19 protein-coding genes and 1 pseudogene are annotated in these 18,212 nt (G+C 66.0%); 12 read left to right on the forward strand and 8 right to left on the reverse strand.

Features of this window, described 5'->3' with window-relative positions:
- The first annotated feature begins 95 nt into the window (after positions 1-95).
- Genes D0Y85_RS02270 through D0Y85_RS02280 form a run of 3 tightly spaced genes read left to right on the forward strand, consistent with a single transcriptional unit; the run spans position 96 to position 6,333 of the window.
- Positions 96-1,286 (forward strand): DUF6361 family protein, encoded by a 1,191-nt coding sequence (locus D0Y85_RS02270; protein WP_117309385.1) that lies wholly within the window; start codon positions 96-98, stop codon positions 1,284-1,286.
- The gene (locus D0Y85_RS02275) at positions 1,283-3,121 is read left to right on the forward strand and encodes a phospholipase D family protein (RefSeq protein ID WP_117309386.1); all 1,839 of its coding nucleotides are present in this window, start codon (positions 1,283-1,285) and stop codon (positions 3,119-3,121) included. Before D0Y85_RS02270 ends, D0Y85_RS02275 begins: the two co-directional genes overlap by 4 nt.
- Positions 3,118-6,333: a helicase-related protein gene (locus tag D0Y85_RS02280; RefSeq protein WP_240329325.1), complete on the forward strand. Its 3,216-nt coding sequence runs from the start codon at positions 3,118-3,120 to the stop codon at positions 6,331-6,333. The genes D0Y85_RS02275 and D0Y85_RS02280 overlap by 4 nt, the downstream gene beginning before the upstream one ends.
- Positions 6,334-6,887: 554 nt before the next feature.
- Here D0Y85_RS02280 and D0Y85_RS21020 read toward each other — a convergent pair.
- Together D0Y85_RS21020 and D0Y85_RS02295 are read right to left on the reverse strand one after the other, a co-directional pair.
- Positions 6,888-7,787 (reverse strand): annotated as a pseudogene (locus tag D0Y85_RS21020) (XVIPCD domain-containing protein).
- A complete protein-coding gene (locus D0Y85_RS02295) occupies positions 7,763-8,257 on the reverse strand; it encodes a hypothetical protein (protein ID WP_117309390.1) in 495 nt (164 codons plus the stop codon). Before D0Y85_RS02295 ends, D0Y85_RS21020 begins: the two are co-directional and overlap by 25 nt.
- Positions 8,258-8,345: 88 nt before the next feature.
- On the opposite strand from D0Y85_RS02295, the gene D0Y85_RS02300 reads away from it, so the two are divergent.
- The 4 genes from D0Y85_RS02300 (at position 8,346) to D0Y85_RS20510 (ending at position 11,199) form a co-directional block, all read left to right on the forward strand.
- On the forward strand, positions 8,346-8,672 hold the full coding sequence (locus D0Y85_RS02300; RefSeq protein ID WP_117309391.1) for an XVIPCD domain-containing protein: 327 nt from the start codon (positions 8,346-8,348) through the stop codon (positions 8,670-8,672).
- Between the two features lie 177 nt (positions 8,673-8,849).
- Positions 8,850-9,998, forward strand: coding sequence for a YncE family protein (locus D0Y85_RS02305; RefSeq protein WP_117309392.1), 1,149 nt, complete (start codon positions 8,850-8,852; stop codon positions 9,996-9,998).
- A gap of 193 nt (positions 9,999-10,191) precedes the next feature.
- Positions 10,192-11,004 carry an alpha/beta hydrolase gene (locus D0Y85_RS02310; RefSeq protein ID WP_117309393.1) on the forward strand — a complete coding sequence of 271 codons (813 nt, stop codon included), beginning with the start codon at positions 10,192-10,194 and terminating at the stop codon, positions 11,002-11,004.
- Between the two features lie 24 nt (positions 11,005-11,028).
- On the forward strand, positions 11,029-11,199 hold the full coding sequence (locus D0Y85_RS20510; protein ID WP_093820944.1) for a hypothetical protein: 171 nt from the start codon (positions 11,029-11,031) through the stop codon (positions 11,197-11,199).
- A gap of 3 nt (positions 11,200-11,202) precedes the next feature.
- On the opposite strand, the gene D0Y85_RS02315 is transcribed toward D0Y85_RS20510, so the two are convergent.
- Positions 11,203-11,871, reverse strand: a complete 669-nt coding sequence (locus tag D0Y85_RS02315) for a hypothetical protein (RefSeq protein ID WP_162887606.1) — start codon at positions 11,869-11,871, stop codon at positions 11,203-11,205.
- 142 nt (positions 11,872-12,013) lie between these two features.
- On the opposite strand from D0Y85_RS02315, the gene D0Y85_RS02325 reads away from it, so the two are divergent.
- The 3 genes from D0Y85_RS02325 to D0Y85_RS02335 all read left to right on the forward strand — a co-directional run bounded on the left by D0Y85_RS02325 (position 12,014) and on the right by D0Y85_RS02335 (position 14,317).
- Positions 12,014-12,658 (forward strand): hypothetical protein, encoded by a 645-nt coding sequence (locus D0Y85_RS02325; RefSeq protein ID WP_117309396.1) that lies wholly within the window; start codon positions 12,014-12,016, stop codon positions 12,656-12,658.
- 56 nt (positions 12,659-12,714) lie between these two features.
- Complete coding sequence (locus D0Y85_RS02330; protein WP_117309397.1) at positions 12,715-13,260, forward strand: RNA 2'-phosphotransferase; 546 nt, start codon at positions 12,715-12,717, stop codon at positions 13,258-13,260.
- A gap of 88 nt (positions 13,261-13,348) precedes the next feature.
- Positions 13,349-14,317, forward strand: coding sequence for a polysaccharide deacetylase family protein (locus tag D0Y85_RS02335; RefSeq protein WP_117309398.1), 969 nt, complete (start codon positions 13,349-13,351; stop codon positions 14,315-14,317).
- A gap of 3 nt (positions 14,318-14,320) precedes the next feature.
- On the opposite strand, the gene D0Y85_RS02340 is transcribed toward D0Y85_RS02335, so the two are convergent.
- The 3 genes from D0Y85_RS02340 to D0Y85_RS02350 form a co-directional block, all read right to left on the reverse strand.
- Positions 14,321-15,196: an MnmC family methyltransferase gene (locus tag D0Y85_RS02340; RefSeq protein WP_205420723.1), complete on the reverse strand. Its 876-nt coding sequence runs from the start codon at positions 15,194-15,196 to the stop codon at positions 14,321-14,323.
- 44 nt (positions 15,197-15,240) lie between these two features.
- Positions 15,241-15,564, reverse strand: coding sequence for a hypothetical protein (locus D0Y85_RS02345; protein WP_117309400.1), 324 nt, complete (start codon positions 15,562-15,564; stop codon positions 15,241-15,243).
- Between the two features lie 75 nt (positions 15,565-15,639).
- A complete protein-coding gene (locus D0Y85_RS02350) occupies positions 15,640-16,056 on the reverse strand; it encodes a hypothetical protein (RefSeq protein WP_117309401.1) in 417 nt (138 codons plus the stop codon).
- A gap of 90 nt (positions 16,057-16,146) precedes the next feature.
- Here D0Y85_RS02350 and D0Y85_RS02355 point away from each other — a divergent pair, with 90 nt between their 5' ends.
- Positions 16,147-16,365, forward strand: coding sequence for a hypothetical protein (locus D0Y85_RS02355; RefSeq protein WP_117309402.1), 219 nt, complete (start codon positions 16,147-16,149; stop codon positions 16,363-16,365).
- 82 nt (positions 16,366-16,447) lie between these two features.
- Here D0Y85_RS02355 and dmeF read toward each other — a convergent pair whose 3' ends face one another.
- On the reverse strand, positions 16,448-17,419 hold the full coding sequence (dmeF, locus tag D0Y85_RS02360) for a CDF family Co(II)/Ni(II) efflux transporter DmeF (RefSeq protein WP_117309403.1): 972 nt from the start codon (positions 17,417-17,419) through the stop codon (positions 16,448-16,450).
- 50 nt (positions 17,420-17,469) lie between these two features.
- On the opposite strand from dmeF, the gene D0Y85_RS02365 reads away from it, so the two are divergent.
- Positions 17,470-17,754 carry a metal-sensing transcriptional repressor gene (locus D0Y85_RS02365; protein ID WP_117309404.1) on the forward strand — a complete coding sequence of 95 codons (285 nt, stop codon included), beginning with the start codon at positions 17,470-17,472 and terminating at the stop codon, positions 17,752-17,754.
- A 76-nt stretch (positions 17,755-17,830) separates the two neighbouring features.
- On the opposite strand, the gene D0Y85_RS02370 is transcribed toward D0Y85_RS02365, so the two are convergent.
- Positions 17,831-18,208 (reverse strand): MerC domain-containing protein, encoded by a 378-nt coding sequence (locus D0Y85_RS02370; RefSeq protein WP_117309405.1) that lies wholly within the window; start codon positions 18,206-18,208, stop codon positions 17,831-17,833.
- Between the last annotated feature and the right edge of the window lie 4 nt (positions 18,209-18,212).

An 18,212-nucleotide genomic window follows, 5' to 3' on the forward strand; every position in this document is an offset into this window, starting at 1 on the left:
CAACCAGGGGACCGTAATGAACCAGCAGATGCAGCGCACGCGCGGTAGTGCGCGACGTGCGTTCAAGCCCACATCTTCCAGCGGGAGGGATTGAGATGCCTTCCAGCCTGACATGGCTCGACCATGACGCCGCTGCGCACGCGCGCAGCACGACCCTGCTTGCGTTGCTGGATCAGCCCGAGACCCGCGACGAACTGGGCATCGGCGGGATCCGTGATGCCCTTTCCGATCAGCTCTTCCCGGGAACCTCCGTCATCCAGACCCGGCTGCGCTACATGCTGCTGCTGCCCAGGCTGTTCATTGGTCTGGAAGCGTCCAAGGTGCGGTCCAGAGACTTCGCCGAGCGTGCGCGACAGGACGAGCTGGCGCTCAATGACCGTCTGGCAGACGAGGAAGGCGCCTTCGGGCGCGACTCCGGCCACAACCTCAAGCGACTGGCCAGTTCCGTGTACTGGGCAGGCATGCGTTCGTGGGGCATCCTTGCCCGCCCGGGCTCGCAGCAGGACTACTTCTCTGCGATTGCGCAGATCCGCAGCGACCGCAGCAGCAAGCTTGCACGCGACGACGGCATGGAGGACCTGGAGCCAACGGCGCAGACCTGGCATGCATCGCTGGAAAAGCTGGTCGCACCGAGCGCACTGGAAGAAGGGTCCCTGTCGTTGACGGCAGAGGAGGCCCGGTTCATCCGCGAGCAATGGAAGATCCATCACCCGCACACGCTGCTGGTGTGGCTGGCGCAGGATGAAGTGCGCTTGAAGGAGTGCGCTGACGCGCAGTTCCCGTGGCTGCATCCGCAGATATCCACGGCGCCACAGCCGCTGCGCGAGCTGGTTGAACATGCACGTCGGTTCTCTGGCTTGGCCCACGGCGCTGCGCTGGTCTACAACCTCGCATTGGCCGAAGCCTCCGGCAACGAGGATCGCCGCAAGGAGTACAGCCAGGCGTTGGCTGCATGGATCGACGGCGTGCCCGCTTCGGGTATTGGCGACTGGAACGTAGAGCGTTTCTGGGAGCAGGTCGAGCGTGCTGGACGTCCGGTCCATGCAAGGACCCGTGAGTTCGTGGACGCCTGGCTGAAGCTGGTCAGGACAGGTCACGCCGATTCCCCGCAGTCGCGCAAGCTGGTGCGTGACCGCGAATGTGCGTTGAAGCACAATCTGTCGCGCTTCAAAGCCGAGAACCTGGATCGTTGGGGCGGTGCATCCGGCCTGGGCGTTCTGAACTACCGGTGGGGCATCACCCGCCGCCATCTGGCAGACCTTCTGCACGGCCTGGAGGCCGCATGATCCAGCCATCTGAACGCAGCACCCTGACCGAAGCGCTGCAGCCGCCGAGCGGCTACCGGTTCGACGCCGGCGTTGCCACGACCTACAGCCTGTCGCTGGGCGCGTTGCTTGGCTTGCCTGCGCACATCGCATTGCTGGCAGACAAGGACAACAGTGCCGAGGAAGACCCGTTGCGGCTTGTGGAAGGGCTGCGCCGCGCCAGCCGCAGGCTGGCCGTTTTCTGCGAGCGTGGGCGAATGGAGGCGCCGCCGGCGGGTAACGCGTTGGCGGTGCTGGCCGAAGGCATGGTGCATGAGGTCTGCGCACCCCACGGCGGGGCATTCCACCCGAAGCTGTGGGCCTTGCGCTATGTCGCCAGCGATGGCGCCGCAGAGCCCGCCCCGGTTGTCCGCCTGCTGGTGCTGACCCGCAACCTGACCTGGGACCGCTGCTGGGACGTGAGCCTGCGATTGGACGGTGTGCCGCAGAAGGCCAGGCAGCCCGACAACAAGCCCCTTGCGGACTTCCTGCGCTGGCTGCCGCAGAACGTGCAGGGCACGCCGCCGGATCAGGAGCGGCAGGACATGATCGTATCGCTGGCCAAGGATATCGAGCGCGCGGCGTGGGAGTTGCCGGAGGGCTTCACCCGCTTGGCATTTCATGTGCTGGGTACCGGCAAGCGCCCGCAGCCGTGGGCGCCGTTTGAAAGCGATGGAAAAACCCAGGATGTGCTGATCGTTTCCCCCTTCGTGCGCGCGGCGGCGCTGCAGTCGCTGCGCGCGGCCTGCGCAGGTGACTTCAGGCTGGTCAGTCGTGCCGATGAGCTGGACGCGCTTCCGGACAGCGCCGGGTTGAACGACGATGAAGCTTACGTGCTGAAGCCAGACAGTGTCCTGTCAGAGGGCGACGAGGCGGGGCAGGGGGATGCACTGCAGGGGCTGCATGCCAAGCTGGCTGTGTTCCAGCGTGGGCAGCGGGTGCATGTTGCCGTTGGTTCGGCCAACTACACCAATGCGGTCGTGCAGCGGGGCAGCAACGTGGAAGTGGTGGCCGAGCTGAGCGGCACGGTGAACCGGATTCCCGCGCCACGGCAGTGGTTGGACGAGCATCTCCAGCCGCTGCTGGATGCTTACACGCCCGGTCAGGGCGAGGACGCCGCGGTTGCCGAACGTCGCCAGCTGCAGGACCAGCTGGAAGGCATGCGGCGTCAGATCGCGGCGGCGGCTTGGACGTTGCGCTGCGACGCCCACCCGGACTCGGGTTGGAAACTCTCGCTTTCCTGCCCGGACTTCATGCTGGACGGTGCGAGCGTTCAAGCGTGGCCGTTGGCCGTGCCCAGCGATCGGGCCCGTGCCCTCCACGCGGGTCAGGCGGACCTGGGGACGTTCTCCAGCCACGAGGTGAGCTCGCTGGTCGGCTTCCAGGTGGCATTGGTCGACGCGCGCGCCAAAGCGCTGGACGTTGCACCGCTGCGCTTTGCGCTGGAAGTTTCATTGGTAGGCGCACCGCAGGACCGGGGCGATGCCCTGATGGCGCAGCTGCTGGGCAGTCGCGCGGCGTTCCTGCGCTATCTGGGACTGCTGCTGGATGACCCCACCGTCACAGGCGGTGGAAACCATGTTCAGCCGCTGGGCCGTAGCAGGAACGGAAAGGATGGCTACGGCTTGTCTGCCAGTTTCCCGCTTTTCGAACAGATGCTGCGCATCTACGCACGCGAACCCGAACGGCTCGAGGCGATCGATCGCATGGTCAAGCGCCTGCACGGCAAGTCATTCGACGGTCAGCCGTGCTTGCCGGACGAGTTCCTGGCGCTGTGGAGCGTAGTAGGAAATGCCATTGGCAAGGAGGCTGCATGATGGGCAGGAACCACGATCCTTTCGATCCCACACCCGTTCTGGAACGATTGAAGGGTTTCCAACGCAGGACGGTGGACCACGCGTTCCGCCGCATGTACGAGGATGCCGACCCGGCGCTGCGGTTCCTGGTGGCCGATGAAGTCGGCCTGGGCAAGACACAGGTCGCCAAGGGGCTGATCGCGCGGGTGGTTGCGCACAAGACGGCCGCCAACGAGCGCATGGACATCATCTACATCTGCTCCAACGCTTCCATCGCGTCGCAGAACCTGGAACGTCTGCGCCTTCACTCCACCAAAGCGGTACGCGCGACCCGCCTGACACTGCTTCCGCTGGCGTTGGCCGACGGGGGTCTGGACGGCGCCGGCGTCAACTTCATCAGCTTCACGCCCGGCACGTCGTTCCAGACAACCCGAGGCGGCGGCTTGGCAATCGAGCGCAGCCTGATCCATCGGATGCTGCAGGGCGTTCCCAAGCTCAATCCCAAAGGCTTGGCCTGGGTACTGCGCGGCGGCTTGGGCGATCGCTGGCGGCAGAACTTCGAACACGAGGAGGGCGTGAACGAGCCGGACGCGGCCATTACCCGTGCCTTTATGGAGTCGCTGGACAAGAAGCGGCTGAAGCAACTCATCGAGGTCTGCGACAGGCATGCCAGACGCCTGAAGCGCCCACTGGAGGATGATGAGCGTGCCGAAGCCCGGGAACTTACTGCGTGGCTGCGCACCACGCTGGCGCATTGTTGCCTGAAGGCACTGAAGCCCGACCTGGTGGTGCTGGATGAGTTCCAGCGTTTCCGTGAGCTGCTTGTTGTACAGGACGCGGAGGCTGACGACGAAGCTGCGCCAGGATCATCTGCGGCGAAGCTTGCACAGGAGCTATTCGACCACGAGAGCAGGCCGCGCGTGCTGCTGCTCTCGGCCACACCCTACAAGATGCTGGTGGCCCAGCAGGACCAGGAGGACCACTACCAGGACTTCCTGGCGACGGCGGAATTCCTGTTCAACGATGCGACCGAAGTTGCCGCACTGGGCGCCGACCTTGCCGCCTTCCGGGCAGCGTTGGTGGGCGTTGGCGCAGCACGAGCCAATGCCGCACTGCTCAAGCACGCCATCGAGTCGCGCTTGAAGCGGGTGATGTGCCGGACTGAGCGCGTCGGGGTGACCCAGGGGCGCGATGCCATGGTGAAGGACGTGCCGCTTGCGCTGTCGCTGACGCCGGAGGATCTGGCTGACTACGCGTGCGTGGATGCCTTGGCACGGGAGGCCGGGGCCAATGACGTAATGGAGTTCTGGCGCTCCAGCCCTTATCTACTGAACTTCATGCGTGAAGACGGATACACCTTCAAGCGCCGCCTGATGGAACGTGCTGGACCCAAGGCAATGGGCAACACGCTGTCCCAGCATCGGCAGTACAGGATGCTGAGGCAGGACCTGTTGCAGGCATACGATCCGATGGTCGCCGCCAACCCGCGGATGGACGTGCTCGCCAGCGAGATGAAGGACCAGGGCGGCTGGCGCCTGCTCTGGGTGCCGCCATCCATGCCTTACTGGGCGGGCGAGGGCGCTTACGCTGACGCGGCTAACTTCAGCAAGACGCTGGTGTTCTCAAGCTGGAACATGGTTCCCGATGCCATTGCCGGTCTTCTGTCGTACCACGCCGAACAGTTGGCCACCGCAGGCCATGCGCTTGACCTCAAGTACGATTCCCTTGCAACGACGCTGAGTGCACGACTGCGCTTCAACGGTGGCAAGAGCGGGCATGAGGACATGAACGCACTGACCCTGCTGTTTCCTTCGCGCATGCTGGCCACGGTGGTTGATCCGCTGGCGATGTCGGTCGGCGCAGGTGGCCGCCTGCGACTGGCCGAAGCGCGGCAGGAAACTATTGCCAGGCTCAGGAGGCGGATCAATGAACTCGACCTGCAGGAGCCGAGGCATTCCGGTCCCCCTGATGTGCGTTGGTACTGGTTGACGTTGCTGCTGCTGGAGCGCGCACACGTTGGCTTGGATGCTGATCAGTGCTGGGGTGAGGAGGACTTGGCCATCGGCGCTGGTGAGGATGAGGAAGAAGGCGCATCCCGTGTTTCCGGGCTGGGCTTCGCCCGCCACGTAGCGTACTGGCGACAGGTGTGGGAGCTTGGCTTCGATGAGCCTTCGCTGCAGACGCTTGGGCCCCGTCCCGACGACATTGCCGAAGTACTGGCCGACTTGGCATTGGCGGCGCCGGGCGTGTGCGCGCTGCGTTCACTGCTGCGCTTGTTGCCAGCCGACGATGAGGTCGACCTGCGCCTGGCGGCCGTCAAGATCGCGGACGTATTCCGGCGCCAGCTGAACATGCCGGAAGCAATCGCCATCATCACGCACGAAGAGGGCGCCGTGTACTGGCGGCGCGCCATTTCCTACTGTGCAGAAGGCAATCTACAGGCACTGCTGGACGAGTACCTTCACTTGCTGCACGAGCAGAAGGCAGCGGAAGACACGTTGACGCATGCAGAGGCCATCGCGAAGGGCGTGAGCGATGCTGGCCACGTGCGCGCCAGCCAGCTGCATCCTGAAGGAATGAAGCTGGAGGACGGCAAGCTCGTCCGCAGCGACGCACTGTCCCTGCGCTGCCGCTATGCCATGCGTTACGGCAATGCAACTGAGGATGACAAGGTCGTTGCACGCAAGGACGCGCTGCAGAACGCGTTCAATTCGCCCTTCCGCCCGTTCATTCTGGCGTCCACGTCGGTGGGGCAGGAGGGATTGGACTTCCACTCCTGGTGCCACTCGATCGTTCACTGGAACCTGCCGGGCAATCCGGTGGATCTTGAGCAGCGGGAAGGCCGGGTGCACCGTTACAAGGGACTGGCCGTCCGCCGAAACGTAGCCCGTCTGGCGGGCTTCGTGCCCGACGGGGCAGGGGGAGATCCGTGGCAGGCCGTGTTCCAGAAGGCTGAGACAGCGCATCTGGACACGCCACTGGCTGGCCTTGTTCCGTACTGGATCTGTGAAACGCCCGGCGGCGTTGCGGTCGAACGCAAGGTGTTCCACTTCCCGCTCAGTCAGGATCAATTTCGCTTTGATCGGCTTAAAAGCAGCCTCGCGTTGTATCGCATGGTCTTCGCTCAGCCGCGCCAGCAGGATCTTCTGGGGCACCTGCAAGCGAGGGCTGACGGCGGTGAGGACATTCAGGCGCTGCTGGACACATGGCGGATCGAGCTGCTGCCAGACTGAGCAATGCGGGGGAGACGCTGTTCAGACCGGCCGCCGAGGGTGGAGCTCGGCGGCTCCTTGCTGCGTGGCGCCAACCAGCGGCATGCATTGGTGGGTTCGCCGGCACGCCAGCGCCAGCCAAGGCAAAGTGCGTGGTCAAGGCGACATAGCGCACATGGTGCCGTGGCCGCACGCCGGATCCTGCGGCTGCCAGCAGCGCATGAACGATGCTGCACAGAAAGGAAAAATCGTCCTTGGTGCTGCCCAGGGCTGACTTTTCTTCGAACAAGCATCTCAATGACTGCGGATATATGAAGTCGAGTGAATAAATATCCTCCCACCACACCTCTTCTCGGATGTACCAATCCGGCCCTTCGCTCACCCCCGCGACACCAACGCGCTCGTCGTTGCGGCGGAACACGTACTCATACTCTGCAGGTGATGGATCAGCAGCTCGCAGTCGGACAGGGCTGACCATGACCGCGTTCTGCAACTCGGCTTCTGACGTTGCATCTGGGTAGAAAGTACTTGGTATGTGTTGCCCCAGGTTGCCCTTGAAACGTCAATGGTGACTATCACCCCATACTCGCCGTTCGTTCCCTTACTTCCTGCTGCGTCCGCACCTCCTGCGACTGCTGCTCAAGCTGGCCGCTCAACGCATGCTGTTGCGCTTCCTGGTTCACGCTTTCGTATTGTTGCAGCGATTGCTCGACAGGCGTCTGCACAGCCTGCGCGGTTGTCATCGAGGCATGCAGATGCGAGGGGTCATTCAGTTCGCCCGGCACCAGAAACACCGTATGTCCCGCAGGGTTCTGCGCGGTCGCGTTGCTCAGCAGCGCGTGGTCCACGCGTGACAGATCGCTGTGCTTGGCCAGTACCAGCAGGCTGGCGCTCATCTATTCGCTGATCGCATCGAAGCTGCGCCCGTGCGTGGCATCCAATGCTGCAACACCGTCGCGTATCTGCTCGTAGAGCGGGTGGTCAGGGTGACCCGGCATTTGCGGGCCGCCGCGGGCCATGGAACCATCCATGGCCTTGCGGGCGTGGTCGTGCACCGCACGGGCGGGGTGCTCCTGCTCCTGTGCCACGGCGGGAACGGTCGGTTGTTCGCGTTGCTGCCCTTCCACCTTCTGCAGGGGAGGGGATGGCGACCGATGAACCGATTGCATCCTCGCCATGTCATCGACGGTGGTGGTGGAGGTCAACACCATGCGGTTGCCCGCGGCAGTGCCGAAGGAGGCAATGGCGCTATCCGGGCTGGGCGCGTGCGTGCGTGGGTCGGGCATCAGCTCCAGCGTGACGTCGGCCTGTTTTCCAACGGCGGCAAGATTCTGCTCAACCGCGGCGATGGTGGCGGCAAGCTGCTCCTCGGTGCGCTGGATGCCATGCTTCGCGTACAGCGATTCCACCTTTCCGCGCACGCCCTCAGGCTCGACGTGTACGGTGGCCTTTATCTGTTCGGCCATCCTGCCCATGTCCGCAATACCGGCGTTCTGCTCTGCCAAGTGATCTCCAGCTCATCGCTGAGGTTGCGATTGGCCTGGCTGTTGTAGACCACGCCTTCGCGGAGCCACTGGCCATTCGCCAGGCGGCTGTAGCTACGACCGTCACTTGCGCGCAGGGTATCGGCGCTGTCCTGCGCATTGCGGACTGCCTGTGGAATGGACGGGTTCTGGGCGTCGCCGAAATCACTGCAGCGGCCCTGCTCGTGGGCCACCATGTAGCGCGCGGCCACGGCCGCCTTGGTGTTGGCCGCATTCTGCGCGATGACGGTGGGCGACTGCTCATCCGAGGCGAGTTCGCGTTCCGGTGAAACAGGCTCGTGTCGCGTGATGGGCGTGCGCCCGTCTAAGACTTCCTTGATCTCCAGCTCCCATTGCCGGGAGGTGGTGTCGCGGACGAATGCCCTGCCGGTCTCGAAGGCGCTGGGTGGCGGCTCGTTCACGCCATTGGCACTCAGTCGATAGGGATCCCGCGGCGGCGGCAGGTTGGCCAGGCCGAGCTCGTAGGAGGCGCGCCGCCCGCCAGTTCAATTGGCGCTCCAGCGTGCCCGTGGCCACATAATCGGCGCGCAAGGTGACATCGTCACCCTGTGCCATCTGCACTGGCCGCACCTCCACCTGCTCAGCCGGCTGGCGAAGAGCAGCCATGAGACGGAGAGCATCTTCATCGTGCAGGGCGACCGCAATGTCCCGGCTCACCGGCGCGCAAGTCTGCCGGCTGACGTTACCGCGCAGACGCCGGTGGTGGCCTCCTTCGAGCGCATCGAGCAGTTGGCGCAAGCACAGCCGCAGCGGGATGCCCAGCGGCATCAGGAAGAGCAGCAGCTGGTCCAGGCGCACGCCCCGGGCATGGCGTAGGCGCTCCGTGCAGGATCGCGTATCCGCCATGCATCCGCAGGCGGACGCCACGGGCCCCACCTGCTACCATTGCCCCCGCAACCCAGCCAGCCTTTCCGTGCGCACACGCCGGAACGGCCGTCTCCGTACGGCCCAGCGAGCCAGGACACCCTTCCGTGCCCTTTCAAGGATGCTCGCATGTTCCGTCATTCCGCTCTTCGCTCGGCCGCCCTGGCCCTTGCTGTCTCGCTCAGCCTCGGCGCGCCGTCCGCCTTCGCCGATAACGCGCCTGCTGCCGCCAGCACCACCACCGCCGTGCAGCGCCAGGCCGTGGCCAAGGGCCTGTACGAGCTGGCTTACAGCCCGAAACAGAACGCCGTGTTCGTCGCCTCGTCCGGCGGCTTCGGCGACGCCGCCGGCCCGGCCCAGGTGCTGCGCCTGAACCCGACCACGTTGGCCGTGGAAACCCGCATCCCGCTGGAGCGCAAGGCGTTCGGCGTGGTGCTGGACGACGCCCATAACCGCCTGTACGTGGGCAACACCGTGGACCTGTCGGTGACCGTGGTCGACACCGCGCAGAACAAGGCCATCGGCACCGTGCAGCTGATGGAGAAGAAGACCGGCAAGGACGGCAGGGCCGCCTACACCCATGACCTGCGCGAGCTGGTGGTCGACAGCGCCGCCAACCGCCTGTACGTGACCGGCCACAGCAGCCAGCCCGATGTGAGCAGCGTGCTGTTTGTGATCGATACCAACACGCTGAAGGTGATCAACACCATTCCGGGCCTGGGCAATGCCAAGGCGCCGGGCCTGGCGCTGGATGCCGCCAACAAGCGCGTGTACACCAGCAATCTGCTGGCCGATCTGGTGGTGGTCGGCACCGACTCCAACAAGGTCGAAGCCCAGCACAAGATTGCCGCCGAGCAGCCGATGAACATCGCGCTGGACCCGGCCGGCAAGCGCCTGTTCGTGACCGACCAGGGCTCGGAAATGCTGCGGGGTTACCAGGCCAAGAGCAGCGGGCTGGTCAGCAAGCACCCGGGCCAGCGCGTGCTGGTGCTCGACCGCAGCAATGGCAAGGAACTGGCCAGCATCCCGACCGATGCCGGCCCGCTGGGCATCCTGCTGGATGCACCGCGCAAGCGCCTGTACGTGACCAACCGCGAAGCCGGGACGGTGACCGCGTACAACAGCGACAGCTATCAGAAGGTGGCCACCTACGCCGTGCCGACGCACCCGAACAGCCTGGCGCTGGATGCCAGGAACAACGTGCTGTACGTGAGCATCAAGAACGGCGAGAAGGATGCCAAGGACGCTGACGAGAGCGTGGCGCGGATCCAGCTGTAAGGGCAGGAGGAATGGCCACCGGGGCATCCGTCCCGGCTGGCCGCAGCCGACCCACGGGGCTCGCAGTCGCCGGTGGGCACCGTAGTGCGGGGTGCCGCCCGTGTACGCGATGTCATGGCCTGGGCCGATTCCATCACGGGCGGCTCCGCTGCGAGTGCCTAGGCTGGGGGCCTCTTTCTCCCCGGGAGCCCCCATGCCTACCTCCTCTGTCCGACTGCACATTGAAGACACCGGCGGCACCGGCCGCCCCGTCATCCTGATCCATGGCTGGCCGCTGTCGGCCGAATCCTGGAAGGCACAGGTGCCGCTGCTGCGCGATGCCGGTTACCGCGTGATCAGCTATGACCGTCGTGGCTTCGGCCGCTCGGACAAGCCCGCCGATGGTTATGACTACGACACCCTTGCCGCAGACCTGGCCGCCCTGATCGACGAACGCGACCTGCGCGATGTCACCCTGGTCGGCTTCTCGATGGGGGGCGGCGAAGTGGCCCGCTACATCGCCAACCATGGTGAAGACCGCCTGCACAGCGTGGTGTTCGCTGCGGCCGTGCCGCCGTACCTGTTGAAGGGCGCGGACAACCCCGAAGGCCCGCTGAGCCAGGAAAAGGCCGATGAGATGCGCCAGGGACTGGAGAAGGACCGGGAGTCGTTCTTTGATGGCTTTACCCGCGATTTCTTCAGTGCCGACGGCAAGCTGATGGTCACCGAGGACGAGCGCCAGGCCGCCATCGCGCTTGCCCACCAGTCCGACCAGGCGGCCGCGCTGGGGTGCATGAAGGCGTTTGCCACCACCGATTTCCGTGCGGACCTGAAGAAAGTGACCGTGCCGACGCTGGTGCTGCACGGTGACAGCGATGCGACGGTGCCGTTCGAAGGTTCAGGCAAGCGCACGCACGCGGCCATCGCCGGCAGCGAGGTGGTGGTGCTGCAGAATGCGCCACATGGCTGCAACACCAGCCACGCCGATGACTTCAATCTGGCGTTGCTGGAATTCCTGAAGAAGTAACCCCGACTACGGCATCATCCGCACATGCCCACTGCCCGCACGCCGCCCTGGAAGAAGCCCAACCCGAAGGGCCAGAAGACGCAGCCGCTGACGGAGACGCAGAAGGCGGCGGCGCGGCAGCGGGCAGAGGAGAACGGGCGCCGCTACCCGAACCTGGTGGACAACATGTGGGCGGCGAAACTGCCACGGGGTTAAGCGTTACTGGCCATCGGCGCCCGCCCATGGCTGCCAACCCCATTCCCGCCATGGCGCGACGTTGCGCGGCTGTAGGGTCAGCGTGACGTCGGCCGATGCGCTGCATGCGCGCAGGGCATCACGCAGCACGGCCGCATCCACCGGTTGCGCCGTGGCCACCTGCAGCAGTGTGCCCCTGCGGCGCACCTGCACCGGCAGCACACCGTGCACGTCCACCGGATTGCCGGTGCGGGTTCTGCGGTAGCGCATGGTGATGGGGCGGGCAGTCTGCTGCAGCACCGGTGCACAGGCGTCCAGCAGGCGCAGCTGCTGCTTTGCCGGGGCCCGGACCTCGATGACGGTGGAGGAATAACCCAGGGTGCTCTCGACCATGACCTGGAAGCGTGGGCCGTCGGGCATCAGGTAGACCGTTACGCCCACCGTGCCGATGAACGCCATCGCCGCGAGCAGGACCCAGCTGCGCGGTACCTTGGGTGGCACGGTGAAGCTCTGCAGATGCGGTCTGCGGCGACGCAGGCGGCGATAGCGTCGCTGTGCGGCGGGGCTGGGCAGCAGGCTGTCATCCGGCAGCGCAATCACGCGCGGCGGAAGGCGGGCCAGCCGCGCATTGATCACGCGTGCGCCAAGCACCGCAACTGCCCCGCCCAGCAGGGCCGGAAGCAGCATACGCACGAGCAGATACAACCCCACCATCGCCAACTCTCCTGAAGGGAGGGGACATGATCGCGCATCGCCCAAGGTGATGTCGCATCTGCCAGCCGACAGCGAGCATCCGCTTGGCTAGCATGCGCGTCCACTTGCTGGGGAATATGCCGTGACCGCTTTCACTGCCCGCCTTGGGCGCTTCTTCGGCGCTGGCCTGATGCTGTTCCTGCTGCAGCTGGTGGCACTGCTCTCGGTCGGCCTGGCTGCGGGCTACTTTCACCACCGCGTGGACCTGCTGCTGGAGCCACTGACGTTGTCCTGCGGTGGCGCCGATCCGGCCGCGCGCCTGCACGTGGCCGAGCATCTGCTGGCGCGTGCGGGCGCGCTGGACGACTGGCAGCCGCTGTGCTGGATACCGATGGCAACGCTGCTGCTCGCGCTGCTGGGTACGCTGTCGGTCTGCGTGCACTGGCTGCGCCATGTGGATGCATCGCTGCGCTGCAGTGCTTGGTGCCTGTCTGCCCTGCACGCGGCGGCGCTGCTGCTGGCCAGTGCGATGCTGCGGCTGTACGAACACGTTTGGGCGGGGGTCATCACCGCGCTGCCTGCCGCTTGCATGACCGATCAGCTGCCGGAGGGTCATCAGGCTCCGCTTTCGACGCGGCGATGGTTGCTGCAGCTGTTTGCCAAGGCCGACCTGATGCCGCCGCACCTGCCTGATGGGCTGGCCATCGCGCTGTGCGCAGTGCTGCTGGCGGGCATGGTCATCGGTCTGTGGTTGTGGCGCACCACGTCGCGGCTGACCCGGTTCTGACGCCAGCGCGGGCCGCTGACTGGCATCGACCGGCGCTTCTGCGGCACGCTATGCGGATGAACACGGAAACTTCAACCAAGCAGACCAGCAAGTTCCTCAGCCTGGTGCTGCGCCATGAACCCGGGAAAATCGGGTTGACCCTGGACGGCCAAGGCTGGGCCAATGTCGACGAACTGCTGCAGAAGCTGGCTGCACACGGGCAGGCGCTCGACCGTGGCGGACTGCAGCACATCGTGGCGAGCTGCAACAAGCAACGCTTTGCACTGAGCGATGATGGCCAGCGTATCCGCGCAAACCAGGGGCATTCGGTCGCGGTCGATCTTGGACTGGTGCCGGTGGCGCCGCCGCAGTGGCTGTACCACGGCACGGTGCCGCGCTTCGTCGGCTCGATCCGCGAGCAGGGCCTGCGTGCGGGCGAGCGCCATCACGTGCATCTGTCACTGGACCGGGAGACGGCCCACCAGGTCGGTGCTCGCCGCGGTGCGCCGGTGATCCTCAGCGTGCACGCAGGTCGCATGCATGCCGATGGGCACGTATTCCACCGCTCGGCCAATGGTGTCTGGTTGACCGACCACGTGCCACCGCAGTACATCGCCGACTGACCCGCTCTGGCGCTGCGGCCGAGTCCACACTCGGCGGCAAGGCCCAATCGCGTTACAGTCGCTGCATCCTGGTCCCATGGATGTACCGATGCATCTGTTCCTGCGTGCATTGCCGTTGCTGTTGTTGTCATTGACCGTCCACGCTGCCGAAGTCGATCGCCGCATCGCGGTGACCATCGATGATCTGCCGTGGGCGCGCCTGGATGAGATCGTGCCGGTCGATCTGCAGGCACGCCATGCCGCGCTGATGGCGCAGCTGCGCCAGGCCGATGTTCCGGTGGTGGGCTTCGTCAACGAAAACAAGCTGGAAGTGGATGGCCGGGTGCAGCCGGCGCGCGTGCAGATGCTGCGCGACTGGTTGGACGCCGGCTACGAACTCGGCAACCACACCTGGTCGCACATGGACCTCAACGCCAAAGGCGTGGCGGCCTTCCAGCAGGACTTCCTGCGCGGTGAGCAGGTGCTGCGGCCACTGCTGGCCGAGCGTGGGCAGACGCCGCAATGGATGCGTCACCCGTATCTGCGCGCGGGCCGTACGCCGGAAGACCGCGTGGCGATGGACGTGTTCTTCAAGCAGCACGGCTACCGCGTTGCGCCGGTGACGGTCGACAACGGTGAGTGGGTGTGGGCCTTCGCCTATGCCAACGTGATGAACGAGCAGCCCGATTCACCGCAGCGCGAGGCGACGCTGGCGAGCCTGCGCAAGGGCTATGTGCCGTACATGCTGAACAAGGTGGATTACTACGAGAAGCAGTCGCAGGCGCTGCTGGGCTATGCGGTGCCGCAGGTGTGGCTGATGCATGCCAACGAACTCAACGCGGCGACGTTCGCCGAGCTGGTGGCGGCCACCAGGCGCCGTGGCTATCGCTTCGTGTCGCTGGAAGAAGCTGTGCGCGACCCCGCCTATGCGCGCGGCGCCGAGGGCTACAGCGGTCGCTATGGGCCGAGCTGGCTGCACCGCTGGGCGATGGCCGAAAACAAGCCCAAGGACTTCTATGCCGGCGAGCCGGTAGTGCCGAAGTGGGTGATGAAGCTGGCCAAGGTGGACGGCGAGTGAGCCTCAGCGCTTGACGGCCAGCACGCCATCGAGCGCCAGCTCTGCCTTGAAGCCGGCCTTTTCCAGGCGCTTGGCCACTTCGCGCGGCACGTCGCGGCCGCTGGTAAGCTTGTTCGGCGCGCCGGTGTAGTGGAACAGGCGGCCGCCCTTGCGGATGACGCGGGCGAGATGGTCGTAGAACACCTGTGAGTACAGTTCGCCGGCAATGCCGAAGCGCGGCGGGTCGTGCAGGATCGCATCGACGCTGTTGCTGGCGACCTGTTCGATCTGCTGCGACACGTCGCCGTGGCTGAAGTGCAGGCGGCCGCCCGCCGCGGTTGAGTCAGGATCGGGCGACCACGGATTGAGCGTGCGCAGCCACATCACGTCGGCGTTCTTTTCGAACGAACGGATCTGGCCGACGCCGGCCTCCAGTGCGCAGGCGGCGAAGTAGCCAAGCCCACCGCAGGTATCGAGGAGGCTCTTGCCCGCCGGGGCAACCAGCTCGACCTTGCGGCGCGCGTCCTCGAACGGCGACAGCTTGGCGGTCGGCAGCATCTTGATGCCGTCGATCTCGAAGGTCGGTGCGCCCCACTCGGTCGGCACCAGCTTGATCAGCGAGCCGCTGTAGCGGGAGATCGAGGCGAACGCCTCGCCATCCCAGTAGTACAGCGTGCGGTCCTTCAGCTTGCCCGGCCACGGGTAGTGCTGGCCGCGGAAGGTGAAACCCTCGGCATCCAGCGGTACCCCTTCTTCGCTGCGGCCCAGATCGAGCGAGCCCCGCCACGCGGTGGCGCCCTTGTCGTGGGCACGGCGCAGGGTGTCAGCGCTGTCGCGGGTCAGCAGGGGGCCGGAGTAGTGGGGCACGGCGGGTAGGGTAGGTGGCTCGGGGGAGGGCATGGTACCGCAGGCGCCGTGCAGCCGAGCCGGGCAGGGGCGCGGCGCTACCGCAGGTCGGTGCAGCTGAATCCGTGGATGGTTCCTTCTCCCGAGATCAGGCCGACGCCTCGTGAGGGCTGCATGCCCTGCAACGCGCACGAACGGCGATGGACATCCTGGGTGGCGGGTGGTTGCCGGTCGAAGTCGTAGTGCATGCTGCCGTCTTCCTGCAGCAGCCAGTGCACGGTTACGCGCTCGGCGCGTTGGCCCTCGATCTCCCAGTCGAAGGTACGCATCACCACGATGTCGCCATCAGCGGTCTCACGCACCTCGTCGTAAGCACCCTGGGTCTTTGCAACGATTGCGGCCAGCAGCAGAAGAACGGTCATCGGAATCCCTCCTCGAAACCGGCAGCGTGTGCCAGCGGCATCGCTGAGGCCATGGGAAGAATTGCAATGTGGCCGCTACGGGCACTTCACCTCGTACACCGGCCCGGCCCCGATCAGCAGCAGTGCCATGTAGTCGCTGTCGCGTGCCCGGGCCTTCAGCGTGGCGCCGTCCTTGACGCGGAAGATGCCGAAGCCGCCAGCCATGCGGATCAGCGCACTGTCGATCTGGTCGGCGTCATCGCGGAAGTACTGCTGGATGTCGCTGCGGCTGGCCTTGTACAGCGCATTGGGTTCGCGCTGCCAGTGGCCATCGCGTTCGAACGAGACGAAGTACTGGCTTGCTTCCTTTTCGATGCGGAACTCGGCGGACTTGCGCGGGCTGGTGGCGAAGCAGCCGAGCATCGGGTCGGAGGAGAACGGCAGCTGGGTGTCGCCGGAACAGGCCACCAGCAGCAGGAGGGCACCGGGCAGCAGCAGGCGGAGCGCGCGCATGGGATGTCCCGACGGGGCAGGTGCGGCCAGTGTAGGCAGCACGCAGCCGTGGCCCGTACAGAAATTCGGCAAGAACACAGGGGTTTTCCGATGGCGCAGAGCAAGGCACGGTGGTCCGGCACGGCCAGTTGGTCAGGGGGCGCCGTGGGTTTGGCGGCGCAGTCCGCAGGGCTGGCGGGCGTTGGCCTGACGGTGGCTCCGCGCGTGCGCCGCGAGCGCTGGCCGTGGATCGGTCTTGGCGGTGCGGTGCTGATCGCGTTGCCGCTTCTGATATGCCTGCTGCGGATGATGTTGAAGCGCCAGGGGTAGTGCCGGGCCGCTGGCGGCGACCGCATGGTGTCCGCAATCATCCTGCAGTTGCCGGCCAGCGGCCGGCACTACCGGATGCGGGTCACGCGCTGCGGTGGATCTCCACGGTGACATGCACCAGTTCCTCGTGGATCGCCAGCGCCTGGCGCACGGTATCCGGATCGAGCGTGGCATCACTGGTGACCACGCTGGCGGCGACGGCGTACCTGCCGCGCCCCACCTGCCACACGTGCAGGTCGGCCAGGCGTGCCGGCCAAGGGCCCTGCTCGATCACCTCGCGGACTTCAGCCACTACCGGCGCGTCCATCTGCGCGTCGAGCAGGATGCGGCCGCTGTCGCGCAGCAGGCCGATTGCCCACACGGTAACCAGTACCGCGCCGACCAGGCCCATCACCGGATCCAGCCAGGTCAGGCCGAGCAGCTTGCCGCCCAGCAGGGCGACGATGGCCAGCACCGAGGTGGCGGCGTCGGCCAGCACGTGCACGTAGGCCGAACGCAGGTTGAGGTCGTGGCCGTGGGAATGGTCGTGATCGTGGTGATGACCATGATGATCGCCATGGTCGTGCCCGTGTCCATGGTGATGATGGGCGTGGCCCGGACTGTCGTGCAGCCACCATGCGCACAGCAGGTTCACACCCAGGCCGACCGCGGCGATGGCGATGGCTTCGTTGTAGTGAATGGGCGCGGGCACCCACAGGCGTTCCAGCGATTGCACGGCCATCAGCGCGGCGACGCCGAGCAGGGCGATGGCGCTGGTATAGCCGGCCAGGATCTCGATCTTCCAGGTGCCGAAGGCGAAGCGCGGATCGTGCGCGTAGCGCCGTGCGCAGCGGTAGGCGAACACCGACAGGCCCAGTGCCAGCGCGTGCGAGCTCATGTGCCAGCCGTCGGCCAGCACGGCCATGGAGTTGAACCACCAGCCACCGACGATCTCCACCAGCATCATGCCGACGGTGAGCCACATCGCGCGGCGGGTGTTGCGTTCGGCCAGCGGATTGCCGTCGTCGAAGCGGTGCTCGTGGCGGCGGGCGGCGGCGAGGGCGTCCAGGTGCATGGCGGCGGTCAAGTGTGGGCGGATACCCCCATAGGGTATATGATCCCGCCATGGCCCATGTACACGGAAATCGAAAGCAGCTGCTGACCCGGGTGCGTCGCATCGGCGGGCAGGTGGCGGCGCTGGAACAGGCATTGAACACGCCCGAGGGCGAGGCAGGCGACTGCGCCGGTGTGCTGGTGCAGGTGGCGGCCGTGCGTGGCGCTGCCCACAGCCTGCTGATGGAACTGCTGCACGAGCATCTGCAGGAACACGTGGTGGGCGCGGAAGACCCGGCGCAGCGGGCGGCCGAAGCCGAGGTACTGGTGGAACTGCTGCGGCGTTACGGCAGATAGCTGGGTAGTGCCGGCCGCTTGCCGGCAACCTCATGACCTGCGGACGTAGCCTGCAGTTGCCGGCCAGCGGCCGGCACTACCTTCTGCGGTGCCGGTGCTGCGCGTTCCACAGGTGCGTGGCGGCCAGCAGCAGGCTGCCGGTGACCGTCAGCGGGGTCTCCCAGGCGTGCGAGGGCAGTGCCAGCGCCCCGGCCATCAACAGCGCCAGGCCCAGGCCCGCGCTCAGCCATGCCAGCGCAGGCAGCGGTTGGCGGCGTTCGGCGCGCCACAGGGCCAAGCCGGTGATTGGCAGCGCGATGGCCACGAAGACCAGGTGCACCCACTCCGCTTCGGCCCAGACGCCGAACAGCGGCAGCGCGGCCGCCAGCAGGGGCAGCGCCAGGCAATGCAGCAGGCACAGGCTGGACAGGGCGACGGCGCCGGCATCAAGCAGGGCGGCAGAGGGCGACTTCATTCGG

The organism is Stenotrophomonas sp. G4 (assembly GCF_003428825.1).
GTDB classification, from domain to species: Bacteria; Pseudomonadota; Gammaproteobacteria; order Xanthomonadales; family Xanthomonadaceae; genus Stenotrophomonas; species Stenotrophomonas indicatrix.

Coding starts and splice junctions, on each gene's coding strand:
- D0Y85_RS02270 (WP_117309385.1), top strand. CDS start 96: ATGCCTTCCAGCCTGACATGGCTCGACCATGACGCCGCTGCGCACGCG.
- D0Y85_RS02275 (WP_117309386.1), top strand. CDS start 1,283: ATGATCCAGCCATCTGAACGCAGCACCCTGACCGAAGCGCTGCAGCCG.
- D0Y85_RS02280 (WP_240329325.1), top strand. CDS start 3,118: ATGATGGGCAGGAACCACGATCCTTTCGATCCCACACCCGTTCTGGAA.
- D0Y85_RS02305 (WP_117309392.1), top strand. CDS start 8,850: ATGTTCCGTCATTCCGCTCTTCGCTCGGCCGCCCTGGCCCTTGCTGTC.
- D0Y85_RS02310 (WP_117309393.1), top strand. CDS start 10,192: ATGCCTACCTCCTCTGTCCGACTGCACATTGAAGACACCGGCGGCACC.
- D0Y85_RS20510 (WP_093820944.1), top strand. CDS start 11,029: ATGCCCACTGCCCGCACGCCGCCCTGGAAGAAGCCCAACCCGAAGGGC.
- D0Y85_RS02330 (WP_117309397.1), top strand. CDS start 12,715: ATGAACACGGAAACTTCAACCAAGCAGACCAGCAAGTTCCTCAGCCTG.
- D0Y85_RS02335 (WP_117309398.1), top strand. CDS start 13,349: ATGCATCTGTTCCTGCGTGCATTGCCGTTGCTGTTGTTGTCATTGACC.
- D0Y85_RS02340 (WP_205420723.1), bottom strand. CDS start 15,196: ATGCCCTCCCCCGAGCCACCTACCCTACCCGCCGTGCCCCACTACTCC.
- D0Y85_RS02345 (WP_117309400.1), bottom strand. CDS start 15,564: ATGACCGTTCTTCTGCTGCTGGCCGCAATCGTTGCAAAGACCCAGGGT.
- D0Y85_RS02350 (WP_117309401.1), bottom strand. CDS start 16,056: ATGCGCGCGCTCCGCCTGCTGCTGCCCGGTGCCCTCCTGCTGCTGGTG.
- D0Y85_RS02355 (WP_117309402.1), top strand. CDS start 16,147: ATGGCGCAGAGCAAGGCACGGTGGTCCGGCACGGCCAGTTGGTCAGGG.
- dmeF (WP_117309403.1), bottom strand. CDS start 17,419: ATGCACCTGGACGCCCTCGCCGCCGCCCGCCGCCACGAGCACCGCTTC.
- D0Y85_RS02365 (WP_117309404.1), top strand. CDS start 17,470: ATGGCCCATGTACACGGAAATCGAAAGCAGCTGCTGACCCGGGTGCGT.
- D0Y85_RS02370 (WP_117309405.1), bottom strand. CDS start 18,208: ATGAAGTCGCCCTCTGCCGCCCTGCTTGATGCCGGCGCCGTCGCCCTG.